At 67.3% G+C, this 24,355-nt stretch carries 18 protein-coding genes; 3 read left to right on the top strand and 15 right to left on the bottom strand.

Annotated features, from left to right (window positions below; genetic code table 11):
• From MK313_RS14400 to MK313_RS14385, 4 genes are all read right to left on the bottom strand, one after another.
• Positions 1-3,188: beta-ketoacyl synthase N-terminal-like domain-containing protein (locus MK313_RS14400; protein WP_287782431.1), on the bottom strand; the 3,188-nt coding region annotated here is incomplete at its 3' end.
• Positions 3,185-5,491: an ACP S-malonyltransferase gene (gene fabD, locus MK313_RS14395; protein WP_287782430.1), complete on the bottom strand. Its 2,307-nt coding sequence runs from the start codon at positions 5,489-5,491 to the stop codon at positions 3,185-3,187. The genes fabD and MK313_RS14400, both read right to left, overlap by 4 nt.
• Positions 5,488-7,140, bottom strand: a complete 1,653-nt coding sequence (locus MK313_RS14390; RefSeq protein ID WP_287782428.1) for a cyclic peptide export ABC transporter — start codon at positions 7,138-7,140, stop codon at positions 5,488-5,490. The genes fabD and MK313_RS14390 overlap by 4 nt, the downstream gene beginning before the upstream one ends.
• The gene (locus MK313_RS14385) at positions 7,140-8,789 is read right to left on the bottom strand and encodes a cyclic peptide export ABC transporter (RefSeq protein ID WP_287782426.1); all 1,650 of its coding nucleotides are present in this window, start codon (positions 8,787-8,789) and stop codon (positions 7,140-7,142) included. The genes MK313_RS14390 and MK313_RS14385 overlap by 1 nt, the downstream gene beginning before the upstream one ends.
• Before the next feature lie 274 nt (positions 8,790-9,063).
• Here MK313_RS14385 and MK313_RS14380 point away from each other — a divergent pair, with 274 nt between their 5' ends.
• On the top strand, positions 9,064-9,318 hold the full coding sequence (locus tag MK313_RS14380) for an acyl carrier protein (RefSeq protein WP_008944490.1): 255 nt from the start codon (positions 9,064-9,066) through the stop codon (positions 9,316-9,318).
• Positions 9,319-9,320: 2 nt separating this feature from the next.
• A complete protein-coding gene (gene asnB / locus MK313_RS14375) occupies positions 9,321-11,291 on the top strand; it encodes an asparagine synthase (glutamine-hydrolyzing) (protein ID WP_287782424.1) in 1,971 nt (656 codons plus the stop codon).
• 18 nt (positions 11,292-11,309) lie between these two features.
• On the opposite strand, the gene MK313_RS14370 is transcribed toward asnB, so the two are convergent.
• The 8 genes from MK313_RS14370 to MK313_RS14335 all read right to left on the bottom strand — a co-directional run bounded on the left by MK313_RS14370 (position 11,310) and on the right by MK313_RS14335 (position 19,418).
• Positions 11,310-12,059, bottom strand: a complete 750-nt coding sequence (locus MK313_RS14370) for an enoyl-CoA hydratase/isomerase (RefSeq protein ID WP_287782422.1) — start codon at positions 12,057-12,059, stop codon at positions 11,310-11,312.
• Complete coding sequence (locus MK313_RS14365; RefSeq protein ID WP_287782420.1) at positions 12,056-13,258, bottom strand: beta-ketoacyl synthase N-terminal-like domain-containing protein; 1,203 nt, start codon at positions 13,256-13,258, stop codon at positions 12,056-12,058. The genes MK313_RS14370 and MK313_RS14365 overlap by 4 nt, the downstream gene beginning before the upstream one ends.
• Positions 13,239-13,484, bottom strand: a complete 246-nt coding sequence (locus MK313_RS14360) for an acyl carrier protein (RefSeq protein WP_287782418.1) — start codon at positions 13,482-13,484, stop codon at positions 13,239-13,241. Before MK313_RS14360 ends, MK313_RS14365 begins: the two co-directional genes overlap by 20 nt.
• Before the next feature lie 16 nt (positions 13,485-13,500).
• Positions 13,501-14,769, bottom strand: a complete 1,269-nt coding sequence (locus tag MK313_RS14355; protein ID WP_287782416.1) for a hydroxymethylglutaryl-CoA synthase family protein — start codon at positions 14,767-14,769, stop codon at positions 13,501-13,503.
• A complete protein-coding gene (locus MK313_RS14350; RefSeq protein WP_287782414.1) occupies positions 14,766-16,013 on the bottom strand; it encodes a cytochrome P450 in 1,248 nt (415 codons plus the stop codon). Before MK313_RS14350 ends, MK313_RS14355 begins: the two co-directional genes overlap by 4 nt.
• Complete coding sequence (locus MK313_RS14345; RefSeq protein ID WP_287782412.1) at positions 16,010-16,843, bottom strand: FkbM family methyltransferase; 834 nt, start codon at positions 16,841-16,843, stop codon at positions 16,010-16,012. The genes MK313_RS14350 and MK313_RS14345 overlap by 4 nt, the downstream gene beginning before the upstream one ends.
• 82 nt (positions 16,844-16,925) lie before the next feature.
• Complete coding sequence (locus MK313_RS14340) at positions 16,926-18,995, bottom strand: ABC transporter permease (protein WP_287782410.1); 2,070 nt, start codon at positions 18,993-18,995, stop codon at positions 16,926-16,928.
• A gap of 63 nt (positions 18,996-19,058) precedes the next feature.
• The gene (locus MK313_RS14335) at positions 19,059-19,418 is read right to left on the bottom strand and encodes a hypothetical protein (RefSeq protein WP_287782408.1); all 360 of its coding nucleotides are present in this window, start codon (positions 19,416-19,418) and stop codon (positions 19,059-19,061) included.
• Between the two features lie 154 nt (positions 19,419-19,572).
• Here MK313_RS14335 and MK313_RS14330 point away from each other — a divergent pair, with 154 nt between their 5' ends.
• Positions 19,573-20,640 carry an SDR family oxidoreductase gene (locus MK313_RS14330; RefSeq protein WP_287782406.1) on the top strand — a complete coding sequence of 356 codons (1,068 nt, stop codon included), beginning with the start codon at positions 19,573-19,575 and terminating at the stop codon, positions 20,638-20,640.
• A gap of 1 nt (position 20,641) precedes the next feature.
• Here MK313_RS14330 and MK313_RS14325 read toward each other — a convergent pair whose 3' ends face one another.
• From MK313_RS14325 to MK313_RS14315, 3 genes are all read right to left on the bottom strand, one after another.
• The gene (locus tag MK313_RS14325) at positions 20,642-21,952 is read right to left on the bottom strand and encodes a methyl-accepting chemotaxis protein (protein ID WP_121219603.1); all 1,311 of its coding nucleotides are present in this window, start codon (positions 21,950-21,952) and stop codon (positions 20,642-20,644) included.
• Positions 21,927-22,454, bottom strand: a complete 528-nt coding sequence (locus MK313_RS14320) for a PAS domain-containing protein (RefSeq protein ID WP_121219602.1) — start codon at positions 22,452-22,454, stop codon at positions 21,927-21,929. Before MK313_RS14320 ends, MK313_RS14325 begins: the two co-directional genes overlap by 26 nt.
• Positions 22,455-22,660: 206 nt before the next feature.
• Positions 22,661-23,779, bottom strand: coding sequence for a helix-turn-helix transcriptional regulator (locus MK313_RS14315; RefSeq protein WP_287782403.1), 1,119 nt, complete (start codon positions 23,777-23,779; stop codon positions 22,661-22,663).
• Positions 23,780-24,355 lie beyond the last annotated feature (576 nt).

Below are 24,355 nucleotides of genomic sequence, written 5' to 3'. Positions count from 1 at the left end.
CCGGCGAGGATCAGCCCCAGCCGGCCCAGACCGCCGGTGATCCAGTAGGCGGCCTCGGGGTTCAGAGCCGGTGCCTCGCCCGCCAGCGAGATCTCCGCCGGCTGCCAGGCGAAGCGTGTGCCGGCGGCTTCGTGGCGCAGCTCGGCGAAGTCATCGGCGGCGGCTGTAGATTCCACCGCCAGCAGCCGGGCCAGCCGGTCGATGTCCGCAACACCTTCCACCGCCACGACCGCACCGGAGAATTTCGGATTCTCCTGCGCCGCCGTGCGCAGCAGCCCGGCCAGTGGCGTTGCCAGCCAGGCCGGCGCCTTCGGCCCGGCCAGCACGAGGAAGCGCTGCGGCAGCGCCGGCTTTGCCCGCATCCGTGCTGCCAGCGCGCCATGCAGATGCCGGAACCAGCCGGCGGCGCGCGCGGCGGGGTCAGCAGCGTCCGGCAGGCACGCGACCGGCAGTCCGGTGCGCGCGGCAAGCTGTGCCGCCATGTCCGACGCGAAACCGGCGAGGTAGATGTGCGTCTCGCGTGGGGTGGGGTCTGCCTGTGCGCGCCGTTCGACCCAGCGCCCGGCCAGATGCACGGTCGGCGCCTCGGCGCTTTCCGCCGCCGGCACCATCTCGTCCATCGCCTTTGGCGCGACCAGCCGCAGCGCCAGATCGCGGAAGGCAAGACAGGGCTTGCCGTCCTTGTCCGTCAGATCAATGTCGAGGCGCACCACCGCATCGCTGCGCACCGATCCGGCAACGCGGCGGACATGGGCATGCATGACCGGCGTACAGGGGCCGTGCATCTCGATCCGGCCGCAGGCGAAGGGCACGGCGCTGCCGGCAGGGGTGTCGCCATCCAGCGCGACCCAGGCCTGAATGGCGGCGTCCAGCAGCACCGGATGCAGCGGCAGCTGCGCCAGCGTGCCGTGCAGCAACCGGCCCAGCCGCAGCTCCGCCAGTACGCCTGTATCGCCGCGTCTTACCGTGCGCAGCGCCTGGAAGGCGGGGCCATGGGCAACGCCGCTCGCCACCAGCCGGCGATAGCACTCGGCGGGATCGATGGTTTCCGGCAGCGAACCGGCCAGTGCGGCGAGGTCCAGCGCCGGCAGCGGCTCCAGCAGTGCCAGGCGCAGCACGCCCTGCGCGTTGGTGGCACCCTCCGCTGTGGAGATTGTGAAGCCGAAGCCGCCTTCTGCCTGCGGCTGCAGCCGTGTCTCCACCGCGACCGGAACGGACCCGGCGCGAATCGGGCGGGTCCAGCTCACCTGCTCGAAACTCAGCCCCTCGGTCAGCGGCGCGCCGCCGCGCGCCTGTTCCAGCGCCGCTCGGGCCGCCTCAAGGCAGGCGACGCCGGGCAATATCTGCTGCCCGCCGACATGGTGATCGGCCCAGTAGAAAGCCTCGCGCCCAAGCTGCGAGATGTAACGCGGCCCGTCGAGACCTGACAGGTTGCGCTGCGCCAGCGGGTGCGGGAAGGCTTGCGTATCCTTGCCGGCGAGCGAGGCATCCATCCAGTAGCGGTGCCGCGCGAAGGGATAGAGCGGTGCATGGATGCGGCGCGGCGTCTGGCCGTCTGTGTAGAGCGCGGACCAGTCCACATCCGCCCCGGCGCGCCAGCGCGCGGCGAGGTCGGCATGAGGAGCGTCCTCCAGCGCGTTACCGGCGAGGAAATTTTCCAGCGCTTCGAGCAGCCCATCCCGGTCGCTGGCGACGACAGCGGCGCGGGCCTCCATCGGCTCTCGCGCGGTCTGGAACGTGTAGGCGAGATCGGCCAGCGAGAGGCTGTCCGGCGCATCCCGCAGCCAGTCGCGCAGCCTTTCCGCATAAGCCGCGAGACGGTCCTCATCGCGGGCCGAGATCGGCAGGATGACGGGACCGTCAAAACCACCCGCATCGGTGCGGACAGGCGCTTCCTCCAGCAGGGCATGGGCATTGGCGCCGCCGAACCCGAAGGAGCTGATGCCGGCAAGCCGGGGCCGGTCGGGATCGCTGGGCCAGTCGCGCCGTTCCGCCTGGATGCGGAAGGGCGAACCGCTGAGATCGATCAGCCGGTTCAGCGTCTGGAAGCCGACATTGGCGGGCAGCGCGCCATGGCGCAGCGCGGCCAGCAGCTTGGCGATGCCGGCAACGCCCGCCGCCCCTTCCAGATGGCCGATATTGGTCTTCACCGACCCGATGCCGCAGCTTTCCGGCGCGGGCTCGGTACCCGCCGCCGTATGCAGCGCGGCGAAGGCCTGCTTCAGCCCGGCGATCTCGATCGGATCGCCCAGCGGCGTGCCGGGACCGTGCGCCTCGATATAGCTCACCCGGTCCGGCGTCACGCCCGCGGCGCGATGCACGGATTCGATCAGCGACGCCTGTGCGTCCGGGCTGGTGACGGTCAGCGAGCTGGTGCGCCCGCCATGATTGACGCCGATGCCGCGGATCACCGCATGAATCGGGTCGCCATCCGCCAGCGCCCTGTCCAGCGGCTTCAGCAGCAGCACCCCGCCGCCCTCGCCGCGCACATAGCCGTCGGCGCGGTCGTCGAAGGCCTTGCCGCTGCCCTCCTTCGACAGCATGCCGGCCTTGGAGAAGGCAACGAAATGGTTCGGCGACCAGATCAAATTCACGCCGCCGGCCAGCGCCATCTCGCAATCGCCGGCATCGAGCGCGCGCACCGCCTCGTAGATCGCCGTCAGCGAGGCGGCGCAGGCGGTGTCGTTGGCGATGCTGGGGCCCTGCAGATCGAAGAAATGCGACACCCGGTTGGCGATGATCGAGAAGGCGATGCCCGTCGGCATATAGGCGTCGGTCTGCGCCAGGTGCTTTTCCAGCAGCTCCGCATAATCCCAGTGGCACACGCCCATATAGACGCCGGTGCGGCTGCCGGCGAGCTGGGAGGCGCGATAGCCCGCATCCTCGATGGCGTGCCACGCCATCTCCAGCGCGAAACGCTGCTGCGGGTCCATCCATGCGGCCTCGCGCGGCGACACGCTGAAGAAGGGCGCATCGAAGCAATCGGCCTCCTCAATGAAGCCGCCCCAGATGCTGGCTGTTTTATTCCCGGACGCCGGATTGCCGTGCAGTGCCGCCTTGTCCCAGCGCCCCTCCGGCACTTCCGAGATCAGCGAGCGGCCCGCCGCCAGATGGCGCCAGAACTGGTCGAGCGTATCGGCCTTGGGCAGGCGCAGCCCGATGCCGATGATGGCGACGGGGCGGCTCATGATCCGCCCTCCCCCAGCAGGATGGAGAACCGGCGCGAAAGCAGGTCGGCGGTCTCCGCCATCAGCCGGTCGGCGATCAGGTCGGGATGGCGGTTGCGCCAGCTTGCCAGATCGCTGCCCGCCACCCACTGGTTGAAGGCGCCCAGCGCCGGGCCACAATGCACCTGGAAATCGACCTTGTGCTCCAGATCGCCGGCCAGCGCCCAGCGCGTCGTGTCGCGAAAATAGCGTTTGAAGACCAGCGCCATGCGGTGCTTCGGCTGGCGCTCGGCGCGCTCTACCTCGGCGGCGCGGTAGCTCGCCTTCACATCGGCGAACACCTCGTCAAAGCTGCGCTTGAAATAGCGCTCCTCGATCTGCCGGCGCAGCGCCGGCTCGATCTCCTCCAGCGATTCGTGCTGGCGGTACAGGGAGACCAGCTTGTTGGCGCGGGCCGGGAAGAACAGCCCCTTCTTCAGCACCTGCACCTTGGAGCCCATCTCGAACATCTCGCCGGAGGGGGCGTAGTCGGTATCATAGACATTCATGCCTTCCAGCATGTCCTTCACCGCGTCGCTGGTGCCGGCCTCCACGGTGCACTGGTTGATCGATCCGGTGAGGATGAAATCGGCGCCCAGCACGAAGACAGCGGCCGCCGCCTCCGGCGTGCCGATGCCGCCGCCGGCGCCGACATGGATGCGCGCGAAATCGGGGAAGCGCGCCTGTGCGTCATCGCGCACTTTCAGGGTCGCCGGGATCAGCGTGAAAGGCATGCCCTGGTCGGTATGGCCGCCGGAATCGGACTCGACGCACAGCGCATCGGCCATCGGCACTTCGCGCAGCAGCGCCGCCTCGTCCGGCGTGATGCCGCCCGACTCCAGCAGGCGGGTCAGCAACCGCTCCGGCGCCGGGGACAGGAACTGCGCCGCCACATCGGGCCGGGAAATCTTGGCGACGATGCGGTTGGCAGCTTTTATCTTCCCGCCCTCGCGGCTCAGCCCCTTGGCGCGGTAGCGCACCAGCGCCGGCGTCACCTCCATGAAGGCGGAGGCCTCGATCACCCGCACCTGGTGGCGCAGCAGCAGGTCAGCCAGATCCTCTTCCAGCTGCGGGAAATTGGCATGGGCGATGAAATTCATGCCGAAGGGCGCGCCCGGCGGAATATCCGACCGGATGCGCTGGATCGCCTGTTCGACCGCCAGCATCGGCAGCCCACCGGCCCCGAAGAAGGCCAGCAGCCCGGCCTTCGCCATGCGGATCACCAGCTCCGCCGAGGCGATGCCCTGATACATGGCGCCGGCAGCATAGGCGTATTTCACGCCGAAATCCTCGCGGAAACTTGCCGAGCCCAGCGTCGCGGCGCCGAAGCCGGCGGCCTTGTGGCGCGTGCCATTCATGCGTGTGGGCGCTTCCACGGTCGGCGCTTCCGCTGTCTCTTCCGCTGCCAATTCGGCGGCGTCCAGCGGCCCGGCCTCCAGCTGGGTGCGCTTCACCATCGGCTTCACCACTGCACCGCCGGCCGGTCCCAGCTCCTCGAAATCCTCGAAGGCGAGGCCCTTGGCCAGCAGGTAGCGGATGCTGTCGCTCCAGCGCACCGGGGCGGTGATCTGCTCGGCCATCAGCCGGGCAATCGCGTCTGGCCTGTGCGGGCGCGCGGTCACGTTGGAGATCACCGGCACTTGTGGCGCGCGGAACTCGATATCGGCGAGGAACCGGGTGAAGGCGTCACGCGCCGGCTGCATGAAGGGCGTGTGGAAGGCGCCGCTGACCTGCAGCACACGGTAATGCGAGGCGCCGGCCTCCAGGAACAGCGGCTCGGCGGCCACCACCGCCTCGCGCTTGCCCGACACCACGATCTGCTTCGGCGTGTTCACATTGGCGGCGAAGATATCGGTCAGCCCATGCCGGCGGATGATATCCTCGACCTGCGCTGCCTCCAGTCCCAGCACCGCCGCCATGCCGCCGCCCGTCGCCTCGGCCATCAGCGCGCCGCGCTTCTGCACCAGCCGCAGACCAGTCTCGAAATCCACCACGCCGGCGGCGAACAGGGCGATATATTCGGCAACGCTGTGGCCCAGCAGGTAATCGGCCTTCGCCCCGTCCGCCACGCGCTTCAGCCAGGTCAGCGCGCCGACGACATAGAGCGCAGGCTGGGTGAACTGCGTTTGCGTCAGCCGCTCCATCGGGCCGGTCAGGCACAGCTCACGGATCGAGTAGCCGAGCACGTAATCGGCACAGGCGGTCTGTTCGGGGAAGGCCTCGAACAGACCCTCCCCCATGCCGATGCGCTGAGCGCCCTGACCCGGAAACAGGAAGGCCTTCATGGCGCCTCCATCTCGCTGCCCTGGCGCTGCCACTCGACCCTGCCGAGATCGAGCTTCACCACCCGATCCGCCAGATGCCAGTAGCGCTCATCATGGGTGACCGCGATCACGGTCTTGCCCTGCGCCTTCAGCCGCTTCAGCACAGTATTGTAGAAATAGGCGCGGAAGTGAACGTCCTGCTCGGCCGACCATTCGTCGAACACATAGACCGGCCGGTCCTCCAGCAATGTCGCGATCAGCGCGAGGCGCTTGCGCTGGCCGGTGGACAGATGGGTGGTCGAGAACCGCCCGTACTCATAGCGCACCTTCCCGGCCAGCCCCATCTCCTCGATCATCAGATTGACCTGCTCGGCCGGCACATTCTCCAGCCCGTACAGCCGGTCGAACAGGTGAAAATCGACGAAGATCGCGGCGAACAGCTCGCGGAAGCCGGCCACATCGCGGCCCACCATCGGCGTCTCGTCCACCCGGATCGACCCGGCCTCCGGCGCGTACAGGCCGGTCATCAGCCGCAGCGTCGTCGATTTGCCGCTGCCATTGCCGCCGACCAGGAACAGCGTCTCGCCACGCTGCACGGTGAGGTCGAGCGGCCCCAGCGTGAAGGTCCCGGCCCCGGTCGCATCGCGATGGGTGAAGGTCAGCGCCGAATAGCCGAGCGTCCGGAAATCGCGATAGGCCGCCGCCGCCGCGCGCGCGTCGGACGGACTCAGCATGTCGGCGGCGCCCAGCTGGCGCTCGATCTCCAGCACACCCTGCAGGCTGACCTCGGCGCGCACGAACATCGGCGACTGGCTGACGATCTTGGCAAACGGCGCCACGCAGAACAGCAGCACCGGGATCAGCTGGAAGACGATGTCCCCGTGATTGCCGACGAAGTGCGGGAAGCCAAAACCGACACTGCCCAGCATGGCGAAGATGACCGCGCTGCTGAGCAGGATCATCGCGGTCCATTGCTCGCCGGAATCGATCAGCGTGGCTTCCGTGGCGCGCGACAGCTTGCGGTAGGACTGGAATACCGACTCGTTCTTCCGGCTGTTCAGCCGCAGTTCCTTGCTGCCATTGATGATGTCGCCGATGGCGTCGAGCAGGCGCGCCTGGAAGCGATGCAGCCGGCGCAGCGTATCGCCCATCCGCTCGTTGATCCGGTGATAGGCGATGACGCCGGCAAACACGCAGATCAGGAAGACCAGGAAGGCCGCCGGCGACAGGTACAGCAGATAGGCAAGAGAGATGACCAGCAGGATCGCCTGCTGGAAGGAATCGACCAGCAGCGGGAAGGTCACCGACAGGTAGTTGGTTTCCTGCGACACCAGCGTGTAGAGCTGGCCACGCCGCAGCTGGTCCACATCGCGCAGCTCGGCCCGGCGCAGCCGGTCCATGACGCCCAGCCGCAGCCGGTTCAGCAGCACCTCGATGATGTGGTTGGCGCGCAGCAGGGCGAACTTGTTGGCCTGGTAATAGGCCACGAAGGCCAGCACGAACACCAGCGCCGTGGTCAGGTCCGGCCGTTCGGCCACCGCCACATGCTGCGCCACCTCATTGACGATCACCACCAGCAGCGCATTGGCGAGGCCGGCAATCACGGTCAACAGGCCCATGATCTGCAGCGGACGGCGGCCGGCCCGCAGGATGAAGTCGAGCAGCGCCATCAGCTGTCCTCCTTCCCATCCCCGACCGGGCTCATCTTGCCGAGGTCGAGATGCAGGCGGCGGTCGCAGCGATGCCAGTAGCGATCGTCATGCGTGACCGCCAGCACCGCCTTGCCGCGCCGCTTCAGGTCGGGCAGCAGCTCGCTGTAAAACACGTCGCGGAAATGCGCGTCCTGATCGGCTGCCCATTCGTCGAACAGGTAGATTTCGCGGTCCTCCAGCAGCGCGGCGATCAGCGCAAGGCGCTTGCGCTGGCCGGTCGAAAGCTCGGTGCTGGAGAAGCGGCCATTCTCGAAGCGCACCTTGTCCGACAGCTCCATCCGCGCGATCAGCGCGGTCACCCGGTCGGGATCGACATTCTCCAGCCCGTGCAGCCGGTCGAACAGGTGGAAGTCCGGGAAGATGGCGGAGAACAGCTCGCGATATTCCTGCCGGCTGTCGTCCGCCACCGCCACGCCATCGACCAGGATGCGGCCGTCATCCGGCGCATAGAGGCCGCAGACCAGCTTCATCGCCGTCGATTTGCCGCTGCCATTGCCGCCGGTCAGGAACACGATCTCGCCATGGCGCAGCGCGAAATCCCACGGGCCGGAGGTGAAGCTGGGCGTGCCGTCCGGCGCGCGATAGGTGAAGCGCACCCCCTCGAAGCTGATGGTCCTGAACCCCCGGAACCGGGACTCCTCGGGCGCTGTCACCGCATGGCCGGCGCCGCCCAGCCGGTTGTCCAGCCGCCGCTCCAGCCGGAACACATGGCCAAGCCCGACATCCGCCTTGGAGAAGATCGGCGCCGCCGCGGTCAGCCCGGTGACCGGCCCGACGCAGAAGATCGACACCGCCACGATCTTGTAGACCGTGTCCGAATAGCCCTCGAAGAACATCGGCAGGATGAAGACGACCAGCCCGACCAGCGCATAGAGGAAGGCATTGGCGAATTGCAGCAGCACGACCCATTTGCCGCCGACGCCGATCACCGTCGTCTCCAGCCGGTCCAGCACGCCGGCGAAATGCCGGAACAGCGAATCGTTCTTGTCGGCGTTCAGGCGGATTTCCTGGAAGCCCTCGGTGAAGTGCGACACCGATTCCAGCATCGCCGCCTCGCAGACATAAACCTCCTCCATCGCCTCGGCCAGCACCTTGCGGCGCAGCCAGAAGATGTACAGGCCGATGATGGTGAAGGCCGTCATCACCAGGAAGGAGACCAGCGACAGGGTGGCGATGTAGAGCAGGCAGAAGATCAGCAGGAAGACGCCCTGCGCGGCATTCACCAGCAGCGGGAAGCTCTGCGAGAGATGGTTGATCTCCTGCGCCACCGTCGCATACAGGTCGCCATGGCCCAGATTCTCGATGGCGCGCAGATCGGCCCGGCGGATCTTGCCGACGACGCGCAGCCGGAGTGCGCTCAGCCGGTGCTGGACGAACTGGTTGGCCTGGCGCAGCGAGGCTCGGTCGGCGACGTAATAGAAGGCGAAGACGCAGAGATAGAGCAGCAGCATCTGCAGGCCGACCGGCACCTGCTGTTCCGCCTGCTCCGCGACGTGATTGATCAGCGCGATCAGCACGACGTTCGACAGGCCGGACAGGCAGGTGACGAGCAGCAACCCCCGATAGGCCTGGGGCGATCCGCTTTGAAGCAGGCGCAGAATATACATGCGTGCGGGCCGACCCCAATTCCCTGACAATCACGGTTCTTGCCGGAACGCAGCGTGCCACGCCCCGGTGCCGAGTACACGAGTATTAACCCATTGGCAAAAATGCGCAAAAAATACATTTATGATAAATAGATAAAAAGCCGCTTGACGATGCCGCAAGGGCGGTCCGGGCCCTTGCCGGCGCAGACAGGCCGGACGAACCGCTGTAGAATTGATCCTGCTGCCCCGGAGTGCCGACTTCCCTCAACCGACTTTCCCGGAAGCTTTTGAGAACATGGAAAAAATTCGCGCCTTCATCGAGGAACAATTCCTCATCGAATATGACGAGAGCTTCCCCGAGGACACCAACCTGTTCAAGGAAGGGGTCATGGATTCCTTCGGCTATGTGCAGCTCTGCCGCTTCCTGGAGCAGGAGTACGGCTTCCGTTTCACCGAGGCGGAGATGACCGGCAACGTGCTGGTCAGCCTGACTCAGATCCGCGACTTCGTGGCGCGCAAGACCGCCCCTACCGCCAGCTCCGGTAACTGACCATGTGCGGCATCGCCGGATTTCTGGGGGCGGCGCATGAGCCGGCGGCATGGCCGGAGACGATCCGCACCATGCTGACCGCCATCGGCCATCGCGGACCGGATGCCATGGGCCATATGCTGGACGACCGCGCAGCACTCGGCACCGCACGATTGTCAATCATTGACATAGCCTCCGGCATTCAGCCGATGAGCGACCCCAGCGGGCGCTACTGGCTGGCCTATAATGGCGAGGTCTATAATTACCTGGAGCTGCGCGCCGAGCTGGAAGCCGCCGGGCGCGTGTTCGAGACCCGCTCCGACACCGAGGTGGTACTGCAGGCCTGGCTGCACTGGGGCGCAGCCTGCCTGCCGCGCTTCAATGGCGGCTTCGCCTTCGCGCTCTATGACCGGGCCAGCGGCCGGCTGGTGCTGGCGCGCGACCGCTATGGCAAGCGGCCCTTGTTCTATCTGTGGCGCGGCGGGGAGTTCTATTTCGCCTCGGAGATGAAATCCTTCTTCGCCGTGCCCGGCTTTTCCTTCGAGCAGGACGAGCAGCAGCTCGCCTCGATCCTCGCCTGCTGGACGCCGCTGCCTGACCAGACCGGCTTCAGGGGCATCGACAGTCTGCCGATGGGCGAGTGGATGAGCGTCGAGAACGGCACCGTCAACCGCCATCGCTATGAGGCGCTGTCCTTCGATGTGGCGGAGACTGTCTCCAGCGAAGCCGAGGCGCTGGAGCTGATCCGCGAGCGGCTGCGGGCCAGCGTCGCCCTGCGGCTGCGCAGCGATGTGGAGGTCGGCGTCTATCTGAGCGGCGGCGTCGATTCCGCGATCACCGCCCTGCTGGCGCAGCGCGAGAGCCGGCATGCGCTCTCCACCTTCTCGGTCGCCTTCGAGGATGCCGCCTTCGACGAATCCCCACAGCAGCGCGAGATGGCGGACTTCCTGGGCAGCCGCCACCAGGCGCTGACCATCAGCCATGGCGATATCGCCAGCGCCTTGCCCGATGCCGTGTTCCATGCCGAAATGCCGGCCTTCCGCTGCGCCTTCGTGCCGATGTACCTGCTGTCGCGCCTGACCCGCGATGCCGGCATCAAGGTCATCCTCAGCGGCGAGGGCGCGGACGAGGCCTTCCTCGGCTACGATCTGTTCAAGGAAGTGCTGCTGCGCCGCGCCTGGAACGATCTGGGCGAGGATGTGCGGCGCGACCGGCTGGGCAGGCTCTACCCGCACCTCACCCATTACGGCCCGCAGGAGATCGCCGCGCTGACCGGCCTCTACCAGCAATTCGCCGAGGAGCGGATGCCCGGCCTGTTCTCGCACGAGATGCGCTTCCAGAATGGCCGCTTCGCCACAAGGCTGCTGCGCGATGCGGGCGATCCCTTCGCTGCGATCTCCCGGCTGGTCGCCGGGGCGCCGGGCTATGGCGCGATCAGCGATACCCACAAGGCGCAATGGCTGGAATACCGGACGCTGCTGGCCGGCTATCTGCTGTCCACCCAGGGCGAGCGGATGAGCCTGGCGCATGGCGTGGAGAATCGCTGCCCGTTCCTCGACCCGGCTGTGGTCGCGGCGGCCAGCGCCACCAACCTGCGCTTCGATGACGGGTTCGAGGAAAAGCGCCTGCTGCGCCGCGCCTTCGCGGGCGAGCTGCCCGCCTCCATCGTGACCAAGCGGAAATTCCCCTATCGCGCGCCGGACAGTGCGGCCTTCGCCAGCGCCCGACCGGATTATCTGGAGGCGCTGCTGTCGGAAGCGGAGCTGGCGAAGCTGCCCTTCCTGGATGCGAAATTCGCCCGCCGGCTGACCGACAAGGTGCTGAACCGCCCAGCCGGGGAGATCGGCACCAAGGAGGACCAGTGCTTCGTCTTCCTGCTGTCCATCGCCCTGCTGGACCGCTACTTCGTCCGCCGCGAAGGTGCGGGCCTGACCCGCGTGGTGCCGCCGCAATCGCGCGCCATCGATCTGCGCGGCAAGCCGCTGGCGGCCTAGAAGTTTAAGCCTCCCCCCTCACACTTCCCAGGGGAACTTCATCTCCGTCACATAGCGGCGGATGTTCCGCTGCACCTCGGCATCGGCGAACATCTCGCGGTTCGCGGCCAGCGCCGCATCGCGGCCGCGCGCCAGACTGTCGTCGGTCGCAGCGCGGTGCGCCTTGTAGCGCGCGATGGCGGGCCGGCCCAGATGGCGTAGCCGCTGCAGATGACGGCGCAGCAGCGCCTCCGCCTCGTCGCCCAGCGCATCGACCAGCCCCCAGCCGGCGGCCTCCTCGGCGGGCAGCGGGCGCGTCATCAGCGTCATGTAATGGGCCTTCTGCGCGCCGATGCGCCGCGCGAGGAAGGGCAGCACACAGGCCGGGAACAGGCCGAACAGCATCTCCGACAGGCCGAAGCTGGCGCTGCGGTCGGCCAGCACGATGTCGCAGGCGGCGGCCAGCCCGACTCCGCCGGCATTGGCCCGCCCGCGCACCAGCGCCACGCTGACGAACGGGCCTTCCGCCAGCCGCCGCCAGAGATCGTAGAGCGCCGCCGGGTCGAGCGTCTCGCCCGCGGCCGTCGCCTCGAAATCTCCGCCGGCGCAGAAACTGTCGCCCGATCCTTCGAGGACCAGGACGGTCACCCCCTCCGCCTCGCAGCGCGTCAGCGCCGCGTCGAGCTCCGCTACCATCTGGGCGTTGATCGCGTTGCCAGCCTCCGGCCGGTCGAGCCGCAGCCGGGCGATGCCCTTGTCGATCTCCAGCCGGATTGTCTCGCCGCTCATGCCTCACCCCTTATCACCAGCGCCGTATCCACCCCGCCGAAGCCGAAGGAGAGTTTCAGCGCCGTGCGAATTGTGCGTTCTTCCACCGCGCCGCGCACGAAGCCCATCGCCGGGTCGATCGGGTTGTCGAGATGGCGGGTCGGATGCAGCCTTCCGTCGCGCATCTGGATCAGCGTGGCCGCCAGCTCCACCGCGCCCGCCGAGGCCAGCCCATGGCCGATCAGCGATTTGGTGGCGTTGATGCGGGCGTGGTCCAGCCCCGCCGCGCGGAGCGCCGCCAGCTCGGTCTCGTCGCCCAGCGGCGTGCCGGTGGCGTGCGCATTCACATAGTCGATATCCTCGGGCGACAGCCCGGCCATCGCCAGCGCCGAGCGGATTGCCGCCAGCTCGCCCTCCATTGAGGGTTCCGGCCCGCGATTGCCGCTGGCGAGATGCGCCCAACCGGCCAGCGTGCCGTAGGGCGCCTCAGTGGCAATATCCGCCCGGCACAGCACCAGCGCCGCTGTCGATTCGCCATAGACGAAACCGGCATGGTCGCGGTCGAAGGGCCGGCAGATATCCGCCAGCGCACCCAGCGCCCGGAAACCCTGCAGATCGAGGCAGGAGACATCCTGGAGTGCCCCCAGCGCGATGCAGGCATCGACCCGCCCGCTGCGCACCACCTCCGCCGCCTGGATCACCGCGACCGCGCCGCTGGCCGATGCGCCGCCGACGCTCATGGTGAAGCCCTTGATCGGAAAGGCCGAGGCGCACAATCCGGCAATATCGGTATCGAGGAACATATGGCCGTGGCGCGGCGGCCAATAGGCCATGCGTCCGGCGTAGTCGCGCTGCGCCAGCATCTGCTCGCGCGCCATCAGATTACTGCCGCCGACCACCAGCCCGATGCGCGCCGGGTCGAGCGCCTCCAGCCCGGCCTCGCGCCAGGCCTCGTCCAGCACGGCGATGGCGGCGCGGCCCGGCAGGCCCGCCGTACGCGCGATGCGGGCCGGCAGCAGCTCCGGCGGGTCGGGCAGTTCCAGGCCGATGAAGGAGGAGGAGGCGTCCGGCAGCTGCCGCCCGTCGCGGCGCAGCGTCGCGAAGGTCAGCGCCTCCCCGAACAGCGCGTCGCGCAGGGCTTGCTTGCCATAGCCCCGGCCGGCGGCGACACCGATGCCGGCAATGACGATGGAGGCTGGATTATCCTGCGCGCTTGGCATGCAGCAGATCGGCCAGCTCGCCGATATTGCGCGGCCCGTGCAGCTGTACCATCGGGATATCGAGGCCAAGCTCCTCCAGCGTCGCCAGCACGATCTCGCTGCGCTCGATGGAATCGAGACCGAGATCGGCCATCGCATCGGCGCGCCCGATCGGATGGTCGGCCAGGTCCGGCACCACGATGCGGATCTGCGAAATGATGATGCTGAGGATGCTGTCGCTGTCCACCTGTTGGCCTTCCGTCCTAAATCCAGTCGTAGAGCCGGTGATACCCTTCGATGGCGCGCAGGACAAGCCGCTGGCCATTAGAACCGCCACCCTCATAGACCTGCCAGGCACCCGGCACGATGGCGCGATCCGGCAGCGCGTCGCGCAGGCCGAAGCGGAGCGTGCTGTTGCCGCGCAACAGCCGCTCATACTCCTCGATGGACAGGCGGTAGCGGGCATCCATCGCCGCATCGATGCCCATCGCGCGCAGCCGGCTTTGCCCGTCGGATGTGGCCACGCCGCTGTAGAATTCCGAGCAGCAGCCGGAGCCGTAGGAGAAGAAGCCGATGCGCTGCGGGCTGGCGAAATCGCCGGTCGCCAGCGTGCCGGCCAGCCCGAGGAATACCGACGCCCCCGCCGTGTTGCCGACGCGCTGGCCATAGGCCAGGCTGCCCGCCATGCGGCGCTGGAAATCCGCCTCGATCTCCGGCGGCGGGGTCTTGTAGAGCTTGCGCATCAGATGCCGGTGCGCGCCCTTCACCATGCCGCCGAACGGGGTGTGGAAGCACAGATAGCCGAAGGTCTCGCGGAAATCCGCCCCCTCGACCCGGCGGGCATAATCCTTGTAGGCCTTCTCGCAGCAATCGAGATAGGCCATCAGCGACAGATCGGCGTCGCCCGCCTCGGTGTCCGGGCCGGGGCGGCAGGTATCCATCACCTCGAAGCCGTGATTGCCATAGGCGCCGGGATCGATGGCCAGCAGATGCGGCGTGTCGCTGACCAGCAGCGCCACCGCGCCGGAGCCGGAGCTGGGCTCGGAATAGGCCCATTCCTGGATCGCCGATTCGTCGGCCAGCGCAAAGCGCGAGATGTCGGTCGCCACCACCAGCGCCTTGGCGCCGGGCGAGGTCTGCGACAGCACGAAATTCACCGCCATCTGCAAGCCCGCCGTGCCGGAGTAGCAGGCCTGCTTGATCTCGAACAGGCGGCAATTGCCCGGCAGCCCCAGATAGTGGTGAATATAGGTGCTCATCGACTTGCCGAAATCGATGCCGGATTCGGTGCAGGCCACCACCATCTCGATGCGGTTGCGCTCCGCCGGGTCCAGCCGGTCGAGCAGCGGTTTTGCCGCATTCACCGCATAGCTGACGGGGTCCTCGTAAGGCAGCGCCACCGTCTTCTCGCGCATCAGCAGATTTTCGAAGCGCGGCATGTCCAGCCCGCGATGCACGCAGAGTTCGCGCACATCCAGGCTGGCGGCACCGGCATAGACGTTCAGCGCCTCGATTCCGACAGCTCCGCTCACGCCGCTTCTCCCAGTTTGACGGGCAGGCTGGCAAGGCCGCGCGCGTTCAGCCGGTCGAGCCGCCATTCCGGCTCGCCCGCCAGTTCCATCCGCGGGTAACGGCTCAGCAGGCTGGTGAAGGCGATGCGCCCTTCAAGCCGCGCCAAGGGAGCGCCGATGCAGACATGCACGCCGCCGCCGAAGGTCAGGTGCGCGTTCGGCCGCCGCCCGACATCGAAATCGTCCGGCCGCTCGAACCGGCGCGGGTCACGGTTGGTGGCCCCGATCAGCCCGATCACCGGCGATCTGGCGGGAATGATGGTATCGCCGACCGGATAATCCTCGATGGCGACGCGCAGGATCATGTTGCCACCGGGCTCGCAGCGCATGAATTCCTCCAGCGCCGGGCGGATCAGCGCCGGGTCGGCACGCAGCCGCGCCATCTGGTCCGGGTGGCGCAGCAGCAGCAGCAGGCCGTTCCCAACCAGCGTCACCGTGGTCTCGTGCCCGGCCACCAGCATGGAGACGAGGTTGGTCAGCGTCTCCTCCTCGTCGGTGGTGCCGCTGTCATGCGCGCGGATCGCCATGTCCATCAGGCTCTCGCCCGGCCGCTTGCGCCGCTCGGCAATATGGCCGCGCAGGAAATCCTTGAACGCGATCAGCGCGTCCAGCGCCTCCTGCTTCTGCTCCGGCGTCATCAGAATATCGCCGATGCGGATCAGCGAGGCGCTCCAGCGCGCGATGGTCTCATCCATGCTCTGCGGCATGTCGAACAGATTGCACAGCACGCGCAGCGGCATCGGCCCGGCGAAGCCGTCGATCATGTTCACCGTGCCACCACGCGGTAGCGCGTCCAGCAGCCGGGCGGCCTCCGCCTCGATCATTACTTCCAGCGCCGTCATCGCCTGGGCGCGGAAGGCCGGCTCGTACACGCCGCGCATGCGGCCATGGTCGGGCGGGTTGGCGTTGATCATCTGCGGCTGGAAATCGCCGAACAGCCGGTAGCCGACCGGGTCATTCTGGCGGTAGGACTCCTCATACCAGCCGCCGCGCCACAGGCGGGTGTCGCGCCCCATCTCCGGCGCCTTCAGGATGCGCGAGAATTCCTCGTGGCCGAGCACGAAATAGATGCCGCTGGCCGCGTCGAAATGCACCGGCCCCCGTTCACGGATCCGGTGCAGCGCCGGATAGGGATTCTGCAGGAAATCCCGGCTGGTCAGCAGCCCCCACCAGTCGATGGCGGCGGCCTCATCCGACAGGCTCACCTTTTCCCCCCGGTCGCCCCACGGCTGGCATAGATGTGGAACACCGGCGCGCCGCCCTGCGACAGCGGATGGCCGCCAATGCTGGTGCGGTAGCCGCGCCGCTTGAGGTCGGCCTCGATGGCCTCGGTTTCATCGCGGCCCAGATGCACCTCGACCAGCAGCTGGCGAATCTTCGGCCAGTCGGACTCGGCGATGCCGGCCAGCACCTCCTTCTCCGCCCCTTCGGTGTCGATCTTCAGCAAATCGATGCCTGCCAGCCCGCGCGCGGCCAGCTGGCTGGACAGGGTGTCGATCTCGGCGGTCACACGCTCGGTGCGAAACAGGCTGTCGAGGAAATCGGCCTCTTCCATCCGCTCCGTCGTGCCGATGCGCTCGACAATTTCCCGCACCGCCTCGGAGGCACCGCTGCCGGCAAGGACTTCCCGCAGCCCGGCGGAGAGCTTCTCGCCAACCGCGCGGTTCGCCGTGGACAGGGCGGAGATGCCGGGGAAATAGTCGAATTCCAGCGTACCCGGCGCCCGGCCCAGCCCCAGCGGGATCGCCTCCGCTGGCGGCGTCAGCGCGGCGGCATTGCCGGCAAGGGCGGCAAAGGCAGCTGGCATCGGCTCATAGGCAAAGATACGGCCCTGCGCGCAGCGGTCGCGCAGATAGATCGCGAACAGCCCGATATTGGCGCCGACATCGAAATAGACGCCCTCCGCGGGCAGATCGATGCCGTGCGCGGCGAAATCCTCGGAGAAGATTTCATGCACCGAGAAATCCACCTCATACGGGTTCACGCACTGGATGGTGCGCCCGTCGGGAAGGGCCGTCGTCGTGGTCGCGCTCAAAGGGTTTCTCCCGCCGAAAATTCCCCCGAACGCTATCATGCGGAGGCGTCGCGGCAAGCAGAAAGCTTTGTGACGGCGTGGCCTAGCCCTGCCGCAGCATAAGGGCCGGCGACCGGGCGAGCGCGCGGTTCAGGGCGGCAAGCCCGGCCAGTGCCATGACCGCTGCCGCCCCGGCGAGCCAGGGCAGCGCACCGACCAACGCCGGGCGGAAATTGAGCCAGCCGCCAATCGCTGCCCAGGCGGCGAGATTCCCCAGCAGCAGCGCCGCCAGCCCGGCAACAACCGCGATCAGCCCATATTCCAGCAGCGCCGCCACGGCCAACTGCCGGCGCGTCGCGCCCAGCATCTTCAGCAGCACCGCCTCCTGCACCCGCCGACGCTGTCCGGCCAGCACGGACCCCATCAGCACCAGCAGGGTGGCCAGCCCGCTCGCCGCCGCCAGCGCCGTCATCGCCGTTCCGCCGCGCGCGGCCACCCCGGCGAGGAAATCGATCACCTCCGCGACCTTGATCGTCGGCGATTCAGGGAAGGCATCGGCAAGGACCGCCCGCACTGTCTCCAGCGCCGCCTCATCCGCCAGCCAGAGCGCGGCCACCTCCCGATGAGGCGGCGGATCGGCCGGCGGTGACAGCAGGATCGGGAAGTCCAGGTCGAGCCCCGCCCAGTCCACCCGGCGCAGATTGGCGATCCGCCCTTCCAGCGGTTCGCCCAGCACGTTCAGCGTCAGAGTATCGCCGACCGTGACGCCCAGCCTGTCCGCCACGCGCGCATCGACCGACAGCAGCGTCGGCCCGTCATAATCCGCCGGCCACCAGTCGCCGGCCACGACGCCGGCGGCGGGCGGATCGGCCCGCCAGGACAGGCCCCGGTCGCCGCGGACGACGAAGCCGACTTCCGCCGGGATCCGCAGTTCGGCGACCGGCACGCCCCCGACACGGTCGAGTCGCCCATGCAGGAAGGGAGCGCGTGTCCAGCGGACCAAACCGGGTTGCCTCGCTATCAGCGTATCGAAGCGTGCGGCCTCCTCCGGTGGCAGGTTCAGCAGGATCAGGTCGGGGGATGCCGCCGGCAGCGTGTCTTGCAGATGCGAAGCCGCATTGCCGCGCAGCGACGAAGCCGCGACCAGCAGCGTCAGGCAGAGGCCCAGCGCCAGCACCAGCGATGCCGTCGGCGCGCCGGGCCGGTGCAGATTGGCGAGCGCCAGTCGCAGCAGCGGATGACGGGTGCGGCCTGCAAACCGGCCGGCGCCCCACATGACAACCCGTCCGAGGGCGAGGAATCCCAGCACCGCCAGCGCCGCCCCGGCGGCGAACAAAGCAACCACCACCGGCAGCGGCGCCGACCAGACCAGCAGCAAAAGGAGCAGCACCGCCAGCAGCGCCAGTGCGGAGAGCGTCCGCCAGCCAGGGCGCTGCCGGTCGCCCGCCACAAGGTCGCGCAGCAGATGCTGTGGCGGCAGCTGCGCTGCCCGCGCCAGCGGCCAGAGCGCGAAGATCAGGCTCGCCAGCAGCCCGAAACCGGCAGCACTCAGCAGCGGCAGCGACCGAAGCGCCGGATCGAGCGGCAGCCAGCCGGCCAGCAGCGGCGTTGCGGCGCGGGCGGCGGCGATGCCGAGCGCCAGTCCGAAAGCGATACCGGCCAGCGACGCCGCCACGATCTGCGCGAGGTAAAGCCGCCGCATGGTAGCGCTGGTGGCGCCCAGCCCCTTCAGGATGGCGATGGTGTCGCGCTTGCGTTCAAGATAGGCGCTGACCGCGCCACCGACGCCGACGCCGCCGATCAGCACCATGCCGAGCGACAGCAGGATCAGCAGGGAGGTGACGAAAGCCATGCTGCGCTCCACGCCGGGCACGCCATCCGCGGCATCGATAATGCGGTAGCCGGCCTCCGGGAAGCGCTGCCCGAAATCGCGAATCCAGTCGCCCGCCGCCAGCTGGTCCCGCAGGCGCACGCGGCTGTACCAATAGGTCTGGGTGCCGGGTGCCACCAGCGCGCTTTGCTCGATAGCCGGCAAGGCGACGATCACCCGTGGCCCCAGCGTGAAGCCGCGCAGCGCGCGGTCCGGCTCGGCGCGGATCATTGCCCGCATCTCGAAATTCTGGCCGCCGATCATAATGCGGTCGCCCCGCACCAGCCCCAGCAACGCCAGCAAATCCTCGCCCCCGCCAGTGGAACGGAAGACGTCGCGTTCCGACCGAGCTACTGACAGGGGCCTTTAGGGATACAGGACGCCATCGGGGTAGAGCGGATAGGCGGCATCGACCGCTTTCATCTCGACCAGCGTGCTGCTGCCGCCGCCATGCGCCAGCGGCCGCAGCTCGGCGGTCAGGCTGGCGGTGCCGGCCTCAGCGAACAGCGCCAGATGCTCGGGTGGCGGTGGGCGGTGATAAAGCCGCAGCGAGACATCGCCGCCAATGCCGGCGCGCGCGCCGGCCTGCACGCCGTCCAGCACCATGCGCGACAGCAGGCCGGTCGTCGCCATCGCCGCCGTACCAAGGGCGACGCACAAGATCAACAGCCAGAAACCGCCCATCGCGCCGCGCAGATCGCGTAAGGCCAACCGCAGAATTGTCACGCCGCCTGTTCTCCCCGCTTTACATCCCCCGGGGATATAGACCGTTTCAGCCACTCATCGAAGGAAAAGCCAGACAAACGGGGAAGCTTGCCTTCCGGCCCCGCCGGTGCATGTCCTATAGGCCGTGGGGAAGCCAAAGGAACAGGGGCAGCAAATGACCGGAAAAAAGAAGGCTATCGTCGTCGGCGCGCTGGGTGTCATCGGGCGCTATATCGTGGAGCGGCTGGAGGCCGAGGGCGGCTGGGAGATTGTCGGCCTGTCGCGCCGGCAGGGCGAGAGCCGGGGCGATGTGCGCTATGTCGCCGTCGATCTGCTGGACGAGCGCGACGTGGCCACCAAGATAGGTTCCTGCGCCGATGCCACGCACATCTTCTACGCCGCCTTCCAGGCTGTACCCGGCCATGCCTCGGGCTATGCCGCGAACATCGCGCCTAATCTCGGCATGCTGGTCAGTTCGGTCAGCGCCGTGGAGGCGATCTCGCCCCATCTCGAACGCGTCGTGCTGGTGACCGGCACCAAGACCTATGGCGTGCATATGGGCCCCTACAAGACGCCGGCGCGGGAGAGCGATCCGCGCCACATGCCGCCCAACTATTACTTCAACCAGGTGGACTGGCTGACCGAGCGGCAGAAGGGCAAGCGCTGGGACTGGGTGGAGCTGCGCCCGCAGACCCTGTGCGGCTTCGCGCCCGGCACGCCGATGAGCATCGTGCCGGTGATCGGCGTCTATGCCGCCTTCTGCCGCGAACTCGGCCTGCCCTTCCGCTTTCCCGGCAAGCCCGGCGCCTACACCTCGGTCTATCAGGTGACGGATTCGGCGCATTTCGCCGATGCCTGCCTGTGGGCGGCGCTGGAGCCGCGCTGTTCCAACCAGGCCTACAACATCACCAATGGCGATTATTTCCGCTGGTGCCATCTGTGGCCGGTCTTCGCGGATTTCTTCGGCCTGCCCTATGCGCCGCCGCAGACCATCTCGCTGACGCAGATGATGGCGGACAAGGAAGACCTCTGGAACGCCCTCGTCGCGAAGCACGGTCTGAAGCCCTATGGCTTCGACGAGATCGCTGCCTGGCCGTTCGGCGACTATGTGTTCGGCGCCGACTGGGACGTGATGTCGAACGTCACCAAATCGCGCCAGCACGGCTTCCACAATGTCATCGACAGCGAGGAGATGTTCCTGCGGCTGTTCCGGCGCTTCCGCGACGAGAAGATTATCCCCTGAGCTAAGCCGAGCGGGCCGCTCCCAGATAGCGGTCCACCTCGGCGCGCAGCACCTCGGCCTGGCGCGACAGCTCGCCGGCGGCGTTCTGCACGTCGCGCGCGGCACTTTCGGTCTCGCCGGCGGATTCCAGCACCAGCGTGGTGCTGCGCGCGACCTCCGCCGTGCCGGCCGAGGCTTCCTGCACATTCTTGGAGATCTCCGAGGTCGCCGCCGCCTGCTCCTCGACCGACAGATTCACCGAGGCGGAAATGCGGCTGACATCGTCGATGGCGGTGACGATCTCGCCGATCGCGTGGACCGCCTTGCCGGTCGCCGTGCGGATGCCCTCGACCTGATCCTGAATGCGGGCCGTCGCCTCGCCGGTCTGGTTGGCCAGGCTCTTCACCTCCGACGCGACGACGGAGAAGCCCTTGCCCGCCTCGCCGGCCCGCGCCGCCTCGATGGTCGCGTTCAGTGCCAGCAAATTGGTCTGCTCGGCAATCTCGCGGATCAGGGTGATGACGCTGCCGATCTCCTCGGCGGCCTGGCTCAGCGTCGCGACCTGGTCGTTCGCCAGCTTCGCCTTGTCGTTCGCCGCCTGGATGGTGCGCAGCGAATCGCCGACCTGCCGGGTGATCTCGCCGATGGAGGCCGACAGCTCCTCCGACGCCGAGGCGACCGCCCCGACATTGGCCGAAGCCTCTTCCGTCGCGGCGGCGACGGCGGTGGTCTGGGTCATGGTGCTGTTGGCCAGCCCGGTCAGGCTGGAGGAGGTTGCCTGCAGCTGCGTCGCCGCCGAGGCCACCACCTCGACCACGCTGCCGACCTGGCTTTCGAAGCCGTCGGTCAGGCTGGCGAAATGCGTCACCTTGGCGCCCATGCTCTCCGTGGCCTCGTTGATCCGGTTGGCGCTGACGAGGAAATGCCCGCCGAAGCCCTGCGGCTGGATCTTGCGGAAGAAGCGGCCCTTGGCGACATAGTCCATGGCGGCCCCGGCCTCGCGCACGAAGGCGTCGGTCACATCGACCAGATGATTGACCGCACGCAACAGCGCCAGCATCTCTCCGCCCTCGTCGAGGCGCGTCAGCCGCTGCTCGAAATCGCCGGCCGCCACCGCGGTGCAGACTTCCTGCGTGCGCACGATCCAGCGCCGGGCCTTCGCCAGAAACAGCATCGTCGCCACCGCGCACAGCGCCGACAGGGCGGCAGCGGCGCTGGCATAGAGGCCGGCTTCAGCGACCGGCAGCCAGGGTAGCAGGGCTGCGGCGGCGGCGGTCAGCACCGCCAGCAGGGCGGCGGTGCCGGCCCTAGAGAGAGAGGACGAATTCGTCATAGCCGAGTCCCTTTTCCTGCAGCATGGCGGCCAGGCGCTCCTGCGCGGCCTTCAGCCCGTCCTTGCGGTTGGCCGGCTGCTCCTCGATGGCGCGCAGTTCCTTGTAGATCGGTTCGATGGCCGTGAGCGCAGCCGCTTTCGGAAAACGACGGTTGGAGTGATAACCCAGAATCCGCCCCTGGCCGTCCAGGCTGGGCGTCACATGCGCCAGCACCCAGTAATGGCCGCCGCTCTTGGTGCGGTTCTTCACATAGGCGAAGATTTCCTGGCCGGCCTGGATCCTGTCCCACAGCAGCTTGAAGACGCTGCGTGGCATGTCGGGATGACGGATGAAGCTGTGCGGCTGGCCCAGCGTCTCCGCCTCGCTATAGCCGGAAACCTTCATGAACACATCATTGCAATAGGTGATGCGGCCCTTGGGATCGGTCTTCGAGACGATGATCTCGTTCTCGCCGAAATCCACCCGCTCCCCTGTCACCGCCACTGCCGGCTGCCTGGCCATTCTCGTCCTCCCCCGGCTTTCTGCCGGTCGGTTCTGCGTGCGTACCCTTCCGGATGTACCGCTTGAAAAATATCATTTCAAGGATTGCGGACAGGAGGGCACATGCCCGAAAGCCGCCGCAAACCTTGCCGGCGAACGACAAGCCTAACAGCGGTTTCTCTAATTTAGGATAAAATAACGTAAAGCTTGATCAAGCGCGCCGGCGCTCAGCGCAGGAAGATATCGTGCGACAGCGTCTGGTGGACGAGCCGCGACAGCTCCGTCGATTTGTTGATGCGGAGTTTCTCGTAGAGCCGCTGCAGGATCGTGCGCACCGTGCTGACCTTGGTCTGCCGCAAGCGGGCAATATCCTCATGCGACATGCCGCGTGCGACCCCCAGCGCCACCACAGCCTCCGCCTCGGTGAGGGCCAGCCGCGCGACCAGCAATTCCTTGTCATCCGCGCCGGCAGCCTCGGCGTCGAGCACCTGCAGGACGATGCAGTTCTGCGTCTGCCCCGCAGTCAGGCCGGACGGGCGCGACAGGATCAGCGAGAGCGGGCTTCCATCCGCCATACTGCTGGAAAGCTGCAGGAAGACCGGGGCTTCGCGGCCCGCTTCCAGCGCCGCCAGCGCGGTGCGCAGGTCGTTATTGTCGCCGGCCTTGGAAAAGACCAGCCGGCCCCGCAGCAGCTGCAGCCGCGGGTCGGACTGGGCGATCCGCCGCGCCGCCTCGTTCGAGGCGAGGACCGAGGTATCGGCGTCGAGAATGAAGATCGGCTCCTTCAGCCGGTCGAACGCCAGAACCTCCAGCTGCGATTGCCCGCTGGCCAGGATACTACCCTGATGCAGCCGCATGACGGTGCGCAGCAGCTGCTGCATCGCCCCCAGCGTCGCCTTCTCCCGCGCATCGAACGGGCGCTGGGCCTCGGCCCGGACGATCGACAGGCGCACGCGCGGAAAGCCCGGCAGCTTGCCGTCATCGACGATGGAGACCAGCGTGCGCCCGATCTCATAGGGCTTCAGGTAATCATTGTAGAATTCGCTGCGCCGCAGATCCTCCGGCGGCAGCAGCTCGTCCGAAACGATCAGGCTGCCCTTCGGCGGCAGCCCGTCGCGGGTCGCGGCCTGCGTCCAGACATCCAGGCTGCCGTAATAGGCGGCATATTCGTTGAGCGCTTCCTGCGGTATGCCCGTGGCCGCCCACACGGCCCGCGGATCGGACGGCGCCAGATGCGGCGTATAGAGCGTGATCGCCCGCGCCTCGATCAGCCGCGTGATATCCGACAGGACGGATTGAAAATCCGGCGCGAACCGCTCGGACCTGGCCTCGGCTTGCATATTCATCCCCATCCCCGCGCTGACGCGTCCTGTCCTGTCTTGGCCCGTTTCCGCTCTTTTCGTTGAATACGCACGCATGAAACAGGCCGCACATCTCTAATGGATGAAAGTTCCTATATCCATAGAATTTGTGTGGTCATTACTTTGTGCGTATCGATGCGATATTTTTGATGACGAGCGAACGATACAATTGATGCATATCATCATATGCACTGATTAACATCAAGCATTTGCGAATGTGTTTTAGTTTCAGATTTAAGACAAATTATTATATTTCCGCTCTCCATCACCCGCTCACCTGCAAGTTGCCCGCTGCGTGACAGTCAGTGCCTCAGGGAGCGAATCGTGCGCCCAGACCGGTGCCCGGGAGCAGCCAAGGCCGATCAAATGCAACGATCATGGAATATCTGAGCCCAGCCAGCCGGTAGCCCATACTGCGTGCCTTCCGACTGCCAAACCGCGCCGGAAGCTTAGCGCCGCTCCTCCGGGGCGGTCCTTGGCGCCGCTGGCTGCACACGCTCGCGCGGGAAACGGATGCTGACGGTCGTGCCGTCACCCGGCACGCTGTCGATCACCGCGTCC

Origin of the sequence: Oceanibaculum sp. (genome assembly GCF_022449305.1) — a bacterium.
Classification (GTDB): Bacteria; Pseudomonadota; Alphaproteobacteria; order Oceanibaculales; family Oceanibaculaceae; genus Oceanibaculum; species Oceanibaculum indicum.
This window is presented reverse-complemented; position numbering and strand designations above follow the sequence as displayed.